Annotated in this window: 10 protein-coding genes; 1 reads left to right on the forward strand and 9 read right to left on the reverse strand. The window is 40.0% G+C overall.

All coding sequences use genetic code 11. The features are described from left to right. Nucleotides 1-26 precede the first annotated feature (26 nt). The 6 genes from pgi to uvrC form a co-directional block, all read right to left on the reverse strand. Nucleotides 27-1,664 carry a glucose-6-phosphate isomerase gene (gene pgi / locus DX873_RS09605; protein WP_116184231.1) on the reverse strand — a complete coding sequence of 546 codons (1,638 nt, stop codon included), beginning with the start codon at nt 1,662-1,664 and terminating at the stop codon, nt 27-29. A gap of 1 nt (nt 1,665) precedes the next feature. Next, the gene (locus tag DX873_RS09610; protein WP_116184232.1) at nt 1,666-2,943 is read right to left on the reverse strand and encodes a peptidoglycan DD-metalloendopeptidase family protein; all 1,278 of its coding nucleotides are present in this window, start codon (nt 2,941-2,943) and stop codon (nt 1,666-1,668) included. Between the two features lie 10 nt (nt 2,944-2,953). Then, entirely contained in the window at nt 2,954-3,916 is a 963-nt protein-coding gene (locus DX873_RS09615) for a tryptophan 2,3-dioxygenase family protein (protein ID WP_116184233.1), read from the reverse strand. A 3-nt stretch (nt 3,917-3,919) separates the two neighbouring features. Next, a complete protein-coding gene (locus DX873_RS09620) occupies nt 3,920-4,669 on the reverse strand; it encodes a DUF3108 domain-containing protein (RefSeq protein WP_232520890.1) in 750 nt (249 codons plus the stop codon). Nucleotides 4,670-5,016: 347 nt separating this feature from the next. Continuing rightward, the gene (locus DX873_RS09625) at nt 5,017-7,281 is read right to left on the reverse strand and encodes a patatin-like phospholipase family protein (RefSeq protein ID WP_116184235.1); all 2,265 of its coding nucleotides are present in this window, start codon (nt 7,279-7,281) and stop codon (nt 5,017-5,019) included. Nucleotides 7,282-7,291: 10 nt separating this feature from the next. Further along, nucleotides 7,292-9,082: an excinuclease ABC subunit UvrC gene (uvrC, locus tag DX873_RS09630; protein WP_116184236.1), complete on the reverse strand. Its 1,791-nt coding sequence runs from the start codon at nt 9,080-9,082 to the stop codon at nt 7,292-7,294. Between the two features lie 414 nt (nt 9,083-9,496). On the opposite strand from uvrC, the gene DX873_RS09635 reads away from it, so the two are divergent. Then, nucleotides 9,497-10,060 (forward strand): 5-formyltetrahydrofolate cyclo-ligase, encoded by a 564-nt coding sequence (locus DX873_RS09635; RefSeq protein WP_116184237.1) that lies wholly within the window; start codon nt 9,497-9,499, stop codon nt 10,058-10,060. On the opposite strand, the gene DX873_RS09640 is transcribed toward DX873_RS09635, so the two are convergent. The 3 genes from DX873_RS09640 to DX873_RS09650 all read right to left on the reverse strand — a co-directional run bounded on the left by DX873_RS09640 (nt 10,048) and on the right by DX873_RS09650 (nt 11,757). Further along, nucleotides 10,048-10,695, reverse strand: coding sequence for a lipoprotein signal peptidase (locus tag DX873_RS09640; RefSeq protein WP_116184238.1), 648 nt, complete (start codon nt 10,693-10,695; stop codon nt 10,048-10,050). The two genes, DX873_RS09635 and DX873_RS09640, sit on opposite strands and share 13 nt — an antisense overlap. 33 nt (nt 10,696-10,728) lie before the next feature. Further along, nucleotides 10,729-11,286 (reverse strand): hypothetical protein, encoded by a 558-nt coding sequence (locus DX873_RS09645; RefSeq protein WP_232520891.1) that lies wholly within the window; start codon nt 11,284-11,286, stop codon nt 10,729-10,731. 87 nt (nt 11,287-11,373) lie between these two features. Further along, nucleotides 11,374-11,757 carry a TraR/DksA family transcriptional regulator gene (locus DX873_RS09650; protein WP_116184240.1) on the reverse strand — a complete coding sequence of 128 codons (384 nt, stop codon included), beginning with the start codon at nt 11,755-11,757 and terminating at the stop codon, nt 11,374-11,376. Nucleotides 11,758-11,759: the final 2 nt, after the last annotated feature.

An 11,759-nucleotide genomic window follows, 5' to 3' on the forward strand; every position in this document is an offset into this window, starting at 1 on the left:
GCAAGTTGCCTTTATTGAAATGTAGATTATTTCTTAAAAAATTGTAAAAGGCTCAATGTGGAGCTATCATGTTTGCCAATTTCTGAATTTTCAATGTCATTCAGGATGTTTTTTGCCAGTTGTTTTCCCAGCTCAACACCCCATTGGTCATAACTGAAAATATTCCAGATAATTCCCTGAACAAAAATTTTGTGCTCGTACATGGCCACAAGGGCTCCCAAGTTTTTAGGGGTAAGTTTTTCTACTAAAATGGTATTGGTGGGTTTGTTCCCTTCAAATATTTTGTAAGGTAAAATGGAGTCCAAATCTTCTTTGGACAGGTTTTGACCCATCAACTCTTCTTTTACCTCTTCAGCGTTCTTTCCGTTCATTAGTGCTTCCGTTTGTGCAAAGAAGTTTGCCATAAGCTTGTTGTGGTGATCGACATCGCCATGCAAAGACTTTCTAAAGCCAATAAAATCTGAAGGAATAAGCTTTGTGCCTTGATGGATCAATTGAAAGAATGCATGCTGTGAATTGGTGCCTGGCTCTCCCCAGATAATGGTGCCAGTTTGGTAATTGGCACGGTTACCTTCCCTGTCCATACTTTTCCCATTGCTCTCCATAATTCCTTGTTGCAAATAGGCCGCAAATCTGTGCAAATATTGAGAATAGGGTATTATAGCCTCTGTTTCAGCTCCATAGAAATTATTGTACCAAACGCTCAACAAAGCCAGAACGACCGGTATGTTCTCTTCAAAATCGGTTTCCTTGAAATGCACATCCATTTCATGTGCTCCTGATAACAAATCATCAAAGTTTTGATAGCCAATTGCCAAGGCTATGGAAAGGCCAACAGCACTCCAAAGTGAAAATCGTCCGCCTACCCAATCCCACATAGGAAATACATTTTCCTGAGAGATTCCAAATTCATCAATTTTGGAAAGGTTTGTGGAGACCGCTACAAAATGAGCAGCAATATGCTCTTCTGATGCTTCTTTTAAGAACCATTTTTTTATGGTAAGCGCATTGCTCAATGTTTCTTGGGTGGTAAAGGATTTGGAAACAATGATAAACAGCGTTGTTTCTGGATCTAGTTCTTTGAGCACCTCCTGCACATGATCGCCATCAACATTGCTCACAAAATGAACCTTTAAATGGTTTTTATAGAACTTTAATGCTTCTGTGACCATTACAGGACCAAGGTCTGACCCTCCTATACCTATATTCACGATATCGGTAAAAGGTTTTCCTGTATATCCCTTTTTTGTTCCTGAAATCACGGAATCTGAAAAGGATTTAATCTTCTGTTTGACCTCCTGAACCTCTTTGACAACGTTCTTTCCGTCCACAAGTACCTCCTCCGCACTTTTTGATCTTAAGGCTGTATGCAATACCGCTCTACCTTCCGTCTGATTGATCAGATCTCCTTGGAAGTAACTTGAAATGGCATCTTTTAATCCGACTTCATTGGCCAAGTTTACTAGAAGAGCAAGTGTTTCGTCGGTAATTATATTCTTTGAATAGTCTACCAGAAACTCCTTCCACTGAATAGAAAAACGTTCCCCTCTTGTTGGGTCAGTTGCAAATAAATCCCTTAAATGCTTATTTTGGTTTTGTTCGTAGTGGTCTAATAGGTTTTTCCAGGATTGGGTCTTTGTTGGGTTGATTTTGGGTAGTGCCATTTTACTGGTTAAGCGTTACTAAGTTTTCTTCGGGTTCGGTTGCCGGTTCTATATATTCAATACAGTCCAGTTGTTCCTTTAAAGGTTCTATGTAGGTCAGATATCCCGTTTTTATTGAATCTGCAATGGGTTCAGCAGCTGGCAATTTTTCACGAAGTGGATCCACTTGCCGTCCGTTCTTCCAAAATCTATAGCATACATGGGGGCCTCCGGTATTCCCGGTCATTCCTACCCAACCAATTACATCACCTTGCCTAACAAATTCACCTCTCTTTACCTTTTGTCTTTTCATATGTAGGTATTGAGTGCTATAGGTGCCGTTATGCCTGATCTTTACGTATTTTCCATTCCCGCCACGTCTGGTAGACTCGGTAACCGTTCCATCTGCAGTGGCAATGATCGGGGTTCCTATTGGGGCCGCATAGTCCGTTCCTTTATGTGGTCTTACCTTGTAGCCGTAGTAGGCTATCCTACGTTTTAGGTTGTACCTTGAAGACAATCTGTAGCCAAATTTTATTGGGGCCCTTAAAAATGTACTTCTCAGATTATTGGCCTCATCATCAAAATAATCCAGAATATTCTTTAAGGAATCTGTTACATATGGAAAAGCGTAAACAGGCTTGCCTTTATGCTCAAAAAGTGCAGCTTTAATCGGTCCACGACCTGCATATACCGAATCATTAATAAAACGCTCATCGTAAATAACCTTGAATCGGTCGCCTCTTTCCAACCTGAAGAAATCAATGGTCCAGGCATAGATTTCCGAAAGGTCTATGGTAACGTTATAGTCAACCCCAAGACTATCCAAAGTCTGGGAAAGGTTGTTGTGGATTACTCCCGCGACTTCACGCTCCACGTATTTTACCTTCCTTTTACTTTTGTAGGCCACAACGCTATCACGAAGATCTACCACGGTGTAGTTGATCCTATCATTTTCATAAATGAAAACCTCAGCTACTTCTGATGTGTCTTTAGATTTAAGGATAACATAGGGCTTGCCAACCTGTATTTTCCTTACATCAAAAGTATCCTTAAAATTTTCTGAAACGGTAGTGATTTTTGGATAGTCCACCTTGTTCTTGAGCATGAGCTCACCAAAGCTATCACCCCTGCGTACGGTATCGTGAACCACCTTAAACTCGTCCAAATTAAACCCAAAATGGGTCACTATTGGTTTTTCAATTGGTTCTGCCTGTACCAAGTCTTCAACCAGTACCTTGTCCTGTTTGCACGATACAAAAACAGTAAGTGCCAAGATTGCCCCAAAAATTCTTCGCATTGTTGAATTTCTACTTATTTGCCGGATTGAAAATATGGTCTACCCACTGTTTTCCCCACGTATCCAGCTCGTTTTCCGTGTACAAAGTTGGGAAAAATATTATTTTTTGAAAACTCGGTGGCAAAAACTCTTTCCAGTTAGTGCCTCCGGTGGCGTCAACCTCTTTGTTTTCCTTTGCCAAATATCTATACGCAGACCCCATGTGCATTAAAGGCCAATTGACATTGGCATTGACATCCAAGTCCTTTAATCCCTTGATCAGTTCCTCGTTTTTCCTTGATTCTTCCGGTAATTGAAGGTATTTATGGTAAATGGTGTTCTTTTTTAGCTGATTTGCTATCCTTAAAAGTCGAGGGGTGTACCTAATCTCAAATTGTTTTAAGGTTAGCGTCTTTTCACCTGTCTTGAGATCTGTTGCTCCTTTTTTCCAATAAATATGCTCGTACAGCTCTTCTATATCATTGTTCTCTGAAAAAGATTCCCTCTCGGTATGATGCACCAAATTTTCCAAAGGGGTGGCATAGATTTCAATCATCCTATATTGAGCCGACTGGAAACCACTTGCAGGCAAAAGCGCCATTCTATATCGAAGAAACTGTTCGCGTTCCATTCCACGAATCATAATACTGAACGAAGAAATAAGAGCTTTAAAGTAATTGTTGATTCGATTTACTTTTTCAACAAAAAAACCTACATCCTGCGACCTATCATCAACAATTTGTTTTTGCTCGTGCAATATCAACTTAAAGTAAAGCTCCGTAATTTGATGGTACATGATGAAAATCTCTTCATCGGGGAAATGTGTTCGGGGCACTTGAATACTCAATAAGGTATCCAAATGTATGTAGTCCCAATAAGTTAGATAACGTTGATACAGCAGTCCATCAAGGTAAGAACTAAGGTCCTGGCCAGAATTTTTGTATTTCTCCTCTAGTTTGTTGATTTGGGAGGAAATCCGTTCATCGTTCTTCATCCACTATTCTTTCATTATAATTTTAAATTGGTTCCTTAGTCCATTATACCCATCTAAATCGGCCTTCAACGACCCCACCGCCAAGTCGGCCTTGATACGGATTGGAATTTTGTTCAAATCGTTGGATACCCAAAGGGTAAGACTTTCTTGTTCTTTAAAAACCCTACCGGACTGAACCACGGGCCTAAATTTAAGACATTCTACCTTGCCAAACTTGGTCCGGATTATTTCTTTGCCCAAATATTTTAGTTTGAACTGGAAGACTCCATCATCATCAAATAGCATGTCCAAATCAATGGATTCCCCAACTTCAAATCCATCTAGATTATAATTGTTTCTGAGATGGTAACTGGCCGAAAGTAGGTCCTGGATACGGTCATCCACGGCAATATCCATTTGTGTACCGTTCTTGTTGTCCTTTAAAACGGCCTTGTCCTCATCATAATAGAAATCGATTTCAATATCCTTGGTATATCCCCCTTCATAAATCTTTCTGATAAAGCGGTATGGTTTTCCATCCCTTCTGCCAAAATAGCTTTCGTAGGTATCATCAACCTTAAAGAAAATGCTGGCAAAGCCAGTTGTGCGGCCTCTGCCCACAACATGATAGACGGGAATACTATCCAAATTTTTGGAGCTTAAATGCAAAGTAGCATAGCTTGCATTCAAGAATCCATAGTGAATTCTGAATTTCAGCCATTCCCCAGATTTAAATGCCGGCTTGAAACTTTGGGACATTGCCGGTATTGTCATCAGTAATATTAAAACAACAAAAGCCTTTTTCATAAGCGGTTTAAATTCATGTAAAGTTACTAAAATCACGTTCTGAGGCTGAGGGTTTACAATTACTTAAACAAATCTTGTTCCAAAATAGTATACAAAAAAAGCCCAGTTGTTGAACTGGGCTTTTCCTAAATAACCAACCAAACTTTAAATTATGAAAAACCAATACTTAAAGTTATAAGGGAACCACCCCTTATTAATCGTAAATATACAGCAAGGTTTTGTAGGAAAATAAGTTTTTAACGGACTTTAACTATACGCACTTCCATATCAGCTTTTTTAGTAATTCCTTAAGAAAATCTCTTTGGAAAAAATCCTTAAAACCAATATCCAACACTAAAGAAGATGTTTCCATCATTGACCTCTGGAGACCATGAATAGTAAATTTGTATGGGGCCAATGAAGGATTCAAGTCCGTATCCAACACCATACCCGGAAAAGCTTGGTTCTTTGAACCAATCCCCTGTTCTAAAAAGGTCATCGGCCACATTGGCAAAATTTGCAGAGAACATGAGATGGTTCTTTGGGGCAAATTGATAATCCAATTTTCCAAAGGCCTTTACGTAGCTGTTACCCGGCAAGCTCAAGAAATCATATCCAAAGAACGGAACAAAGTTGTTGACAAAATCGTTTCCAAAACCTCCTAGGATAAAATCGAATGAAGTTACGCTTGAGGTCCCCAGTTTTATTCCCCCTTCTGTTTCTAGGTTCAACGTTAAATCCCCAATCAAGGGAAAAGCTGTACCCATTCTGGCCTTTCCTACCGAGAACTCCCTGAAGTTTTCATTAAAATCCGATGAGAATAAATATAAGTGCAGGTCACTGTCAAAAAATACTCCTTTTGTTGGAAAATACTTGTCGTCATAGGTGTCCAAGGTTATTTTGCCATAGGCACTGAAATAATTGGAATCCTCAAAATAAGTCCTCCCCGAAGATGAAGGCAGAATACTTTCTGGAACATCTCCTGAGGTCTGGTTCAATGTTCTTGTACTGTATCTTAAAAGTTTATGCTCCGCTCCAAGAGTAATGGCAAACTCTTCCCGCAAAACTGTCTGCAGGTAAACCCGATTGGTCCAGTCCGTGACATCCAAGCTTATTTCACTGATGTTGGGATCATTGGGCACATCAAAATTGGATTGGATGAGACCATAATCTACTTCGCCATCAAAATTGGTCAAAGTTGAATTCACCCCGAAGCTCCAATAATACCCCTTGTCCATATAGTACTGCATGTTGTACCTTACATGATCTCCCAAGATAAAATCAAAAGAGGCTACGTCATCTTTTAATAGAAAGTTCTTTTTGGTGAGATTGATCAATGCAGCACTTTTATAAAGGTCATCATAGTGGGCCGAAACCTTTAAAAACATTTTGGTCGGGTTCTCTTGTAGCTTCAGAATCAAGTCGGTTCCCAATCCATTAGATACCAACTCGTATCGGATTGCCTTAAAGTTCCCAGTGGCAGATAAGTTGTTCATGCCCTGCTTTAATTCTTCAAATGACACTTTTTCGGCCAGGTTGAGTCGTAGTTTTCCTTTTATGTAGCCTCGGGTGTATCTGTCGTTCCCCTTAAGGATCAATCTGTTTATGGTAAGGCTGTCCTGTACTTTTATTCTTTTTTTTGATGGCCATGCGTGACTTTGTCTTTGGGCAATTTTCTGCAACTCGGGCATCTTGGTCAGTGCCCCAACTTCCCCACTGGCAACAATTTCCTCTCCACGGTCAAAATCTATGACTGAGAATTCATCAATATCGGGCCTTATATAGACATCCGTTTGTTTTGCCTTTACCTTCATGTCCTTAACCGTCCTGTAGTTATTGATCTGAAGCAAAATTTCTGTTGCGGAACCCAGGGCCTCTCGAGTGGAGAGGTTATGCTGAACATCTACGCCAATAATCAAATCTGCCCCCAATTCTCTTACTTGATCAATAGGATAATTGTTCACTACGCCACCATCAATTAAAATCATACCATCAATTTCTGAAGGTTCAAAAAGAGATGGAAAAGTACCACTCGCCATAATGGCTTCCGGAAGGTATCCTCCATCCATCAATATTTCCTCACCGGTTTCAACATTGGTGGCAATACATAAAAAAGGGATGGGCAATTTTTTGAAGTCCTGGATATCTTTTACGTGAAATAACAGTCGGACCAACTCATTGTATATATTTTGCCCTCCCGAAATCCCCTGCGGAATAGATACATTAAAATCTGTAAAGGGAAGGGTTATGGCATAACGTTCAGAATCTTCCTTTTCATAAAAGGTTTTTGCTCCTCTGGGAACATTGTCCTGGATCATCCCTGCAAAATCCGTTACTCTGAAAATGGAATCCAGTTCCCGGGCCGAGTACCCTGAAGCATAGAGTGCTCCAACAATAGCGCCCATGCTTGTACCTCCAACATAATCAACTTTTATTCCCGCTTCTTCTATTACCTTGAGCGCTCCTATATGGGCCAACCCCTTGGCACCACCACCACTCAGGACAAGGCCTACTTTGGGCGGATTTTCATCATGGCCCGTTTGGGACCATCCAAGAACTCCCAAAAACAGAAATGCCAATAAAGGAACTATTTTGCTCATATCCTTTTGATCAATGAAAGGTGTTATATATTTTCTTTGCCTTTGCCATACCTACAGATTCAGCAAGGCTCTCAATGGTTGCTTCCTTTATCCGTTTAACTGACTTAAAACTTTTCAACAACTGCTCGGCCGTCTTTTTTCCAATTCCGTCAATATTTTCCAATTCGGAATTTATGGCCCCCTTACTTCTTTTGTTTCGGTGGTGGGTAATTCCAAATCTGTGGGCCTCGTTCCTAAGTTGCTGAATCACCTTCAAGCTTTCCGATCTTTTATCCAAATATAACGGTATGGGGTCTTCTGGAAAATAGATTTCCTCTAACCTTTTGGCTATCCCCACTATTGCTATTTTACCTCGAAGGCCCAAAACATCCAAACTTTTTAAGGCAGAGGACAATTGACCCTTGCCACCATCTATGACGATAAGCTGAGGTAGGGGCTCCCCTTCGTTCAAAAGCCTGCTATATCTCCTAAAGACCACTTCCTCCATGCTCGCAAAATCGTCTGGTCCCTCAACAGTTTTTATATTGAAATGTCGGTAATCCTTTTTTGATGGCTTTCCGTCTTTAAAGACAACACAGGCAGCCACAGGGTTGCTTCCTTGAATATTAGAATTGTCGAAACATTCAATATGGGTTGGCTCCTCTGAAAGGCGAAGGTCGGCCTTCATTTGAGCCATGAGTCTTTTGGTGTGTCTGTCAGGATCGGTAATCTTAATCTGTTTGAGCCTGTCTTGTCTATAGAACCTGGCATTTCTTTCAGACAGTTCCAAAAGCCTTTTCTTATCCCCTAATTTGGGAAGGGCAATCTTAAGATTTTCCTCCACCACAACTGGAAAAGGCAAGTAGATTTCTCTAGACATGGATTTGAAACGTTGCCGGATTTCTATGATTGCCAATTGTAATAGTTCTTCATCGGTCTCATCCAGCTTTTTTCGAATTTCCATGGTGTGGGACCTCACAATGGACCCATGGGAAAGCTGCAAAAAATTTACGTAGCCATGGGTCTCATCTGAAATAATGGTGAACACATCAACATTGTTGATCTTTGGATTTACCACAGTGGACTTGGCCTGATAGTTTTCCAGAATCTCTATTTTATCCTTTATTCTCTGGGCCTTTTCAAATTCCATTGCATCCGCCATTTCCTTCATCTGCAATCGAAATGACTGTAGGGAGCTCTTAAAGTTTCCTTTGATGATCTGTCTTATATCCTCGATCTGGCCGTGGTAATCTTTTTCACTTTGCAAACCTTCACAGGGTCCCAAACAATTGCCCAAATGAAACTCCAGGCACACCTTGTATTTCCCTGAGGCTACTTTTTCTTTAGAAAGATCATAATTGCAGGTCCTTAAGGGATAAAGACTTCGGACCAATTCCAACAATGTCCTAACCGTTTTCATACTAGTATAGGGGCCATAATATTCCGATCCATCCTTGATCAACTTACGGGTTGGGAAAACCCTTGGAAAGCGTTCGCTCTTAATACAGATCCATGGATAGGATTTGTCATCCTTCAACAATACATTATACCTAGGCTGTAGTTTTTTGATAAGATTGTTTTCCAGCAACAGGGCATCCGACTCAGTGGGCACCACAATATGTTTAATGCCATGTATCTTTTTTACCAGGACCCGGGTCTTGCCATACTCTTGTTTTTTGTTGAAATAAGAGGCTACCCTTTTTTTTAGGTTTTTGGCCTTGCCCACATACAAGATTATTCCATCGTCATCAAAAAACTGATACACCCCAGGTGAACTCGGAAGTGTACTTATTTGAACGTTAATGGATGAATCTTTGGACATAAAACCAACAGAAGTTACGCTATTAACAAAAGTAAATCTTATTTATAGTGTATTCACCCAAAATTAACGGATAAGGGTTTTGCCTTGATGATCAACTAACCAAGCTCAATGCAAAAAACATATATAGCTAGTAATCATCGTGTTAACCAAAGGAAAGGTTAAATGTTACGTAAAAAATGTTAAACAGCTGCTAAAAAAGATGTATTTCATCGATAAAAAATGCATTTCATGGTGAATTTTTCAATTCTTTTACCTACATTTAACCGTATAAATACAATTCTTATGGAAAACTATGTTATCGTTTTGGGAATGTATTTGATTTTGATGTTGTTCTTCAAAATCTTTTTCGCTGTATCAACCAGGGAGTAATCCCCAACGCGCCCCAAAACACACCCCAAAATCTTTCAACATCCAATGTTGAAGCATGAATTAAGAAAAAAATACAGAAATCTGAGAACTGATTTAACCAGTTCAAAAATATCAGATTACAGTATAACCTTAGCAAATCATGTACTTAGAATCCCTATTTGGGATTTTTTTTATTTCCACACCTTTTTAAGCATCCAAGAGAACAAAGAAGTTGATACCCTGCCATTGATCACTATGCTTCAAGGAAAAGATAAGCATGTGGTTGTCCCCAAGGTAAGTGGGGTTAACACTATGGACAACTATCTTTTAACAGACAGTACGGTTTTAAGAAAAAACAAATGGAATATTCCGGAGCCAGAAGATGGCATCCCTATTCCTGAAGAAAAAATAGACGTAGTCTTTATTCCACTTATGGCCTTTGACATGGAAGGAAACAGAGTTGGCTACGGAAAAGGATTCTACGATACTTTCTTGAGCAAGTGCAGGGAAGATGTTATAAAAATCGGTTTGTCGTTTTTTGAACCCGAGAAAAATCCAATAACGGATGTGAGCCAAAGCGACGTTAAGCTAAACTATTGCGTGACTCCCAATAAGGTCTATGAGTTTTGATCCGTTGTCTCCTGAATTTCTTCTTTCTTAGGAAAGGCTCTTTTGTTGAAAACAATCAAGATTCCCACCCCAGTGCTTATGGCGGTATCGGCTATGTTGAATACCGGTTCAAAAAAGCGGAACCGTTGTCCTCCAAACGAAGGTACCCAATCTGGCCAAGTGGTGTCTATCAAAGGAAAGTAGAGCATATCCACCACCCTGCCATGGAACAAACTTCCATAGGGTTCATCGGCAAATAATGTGGAGACCTGTCCATAGCTATGATCAAAGATCATCCCATAAAAAACTGAATCAATGATATTGCCCAATGCACCTGCAAAAATGAGCGAAACCGCAAAAATAAGTGTCTTTGGTGACCCTTTTTTGATGATGTCCCAAAGCCAATATCCTATTCCAAAGACCGCAAAAATCCTAAAGATGGTCAAAATCAATTTTCCTGTCGATTCTGAAATTGGGAGAAAATCACTCAGTTTTGTACCCCAGGCAGCTCCTGAGTTTTCAATGAAATAAATTTTGAACCATGAGAAAATGATTTCCGTTTGTTCATAAACAAAATTGGTCTTTATGTATATCTTGCTCACCTGATCCGCCAATAGGACCAAAATTATTATCAACAAGGATTTTTTCAGGCTCATAATTTTATTAGAGATTGCGCAAAAGTAGGGATATTATTTTGTTTTTTGTAGGCGGATATTACCCTCTACGGTATTCAAAATAAATTGATTGTGCCCTTCGGGAATACTATCCTGGTAAACCTTTCCATAAACGCTTTTAGCTGTTATATTTCCCATGGAAGTAGAGAGTAGGATATCACCTTTTTGGGTGGTCACATCAACAGTTTCAACCACATTGTCCAGAACACATCTGCCATCTGCCAACTTCACATCCAGTTTTTTGTACTCTCCCTGTACCATTACGTTACTATTGGTGCCATAAATGTGCACTTCTTTGTATTGGGGCACGCTTACATGTAAAGCTATGGAAATGACCTTGTGGGCACTGAGTTTGTCGTTTGGCTTGTCAAAATTGGGTTGAAAACCAGCACCGATCAGAACTGTCGGACCTTCTTCCTTGATGGTCACCAACAAATCTTTTGCATACTCGCCTTCAATGTTTGCAATAACCTCTACTTCATCCTTGTTTGAGGTACTTACATCAACTTGAAAACAGAATTGTGCATCTATATGAATGGAAGCAGTTCTAGGACCAATTAGGGCCTTCTTCACCAGTTTTTGCCCTTGCAGGCTGCATACAGAACAAAAGGTCAGCAAAAAGACCAAAGCCCTCATAGCTAAAAAGGCCATGACATTTGGCTACTTCTGCATGTTCTTTGCCTCAATGCTCAAGGTGGCATGCGGAACCAGCTTTAACCGCTCTTTATTGATCAGCTTTCCGGTTACTCTGCAGATTCCGTAGGTTTTGTTCTCTATTCGCAAAAGAGCATTCTTTAAGTCCCTAATGAACTTTTCCTGACGGATGGCCAACTGAGTGTTGGCTTCTTTGCTCATAGTCTCGGAACCCTCCTCAAACGCCTTAAACGTAGGTGAAGTATCATCCGTACCATTGTTTCCGTCGTTCATATAGGAGCTTTTCAAAAGTTCCAAGTGCTTTTGTGCTTTTTCAATCTTTTCCTCGATCAACATTCTGAACCCATCGAGTTCTTTATCCGAATATCTTACTTTTAATTCATTTGCCATAT

It is taken from the genome of Flagellimonas nanhaiensis (assembly GCF_003382275.1).
Taxonomy (GTDB): domain Bacteria; phylum Bacteroidota; class Bacteroidia; order Flavobacteriales; family Flavobacteriaceae; genus Flagellimonas; species Flagellimonas nanhaiensis.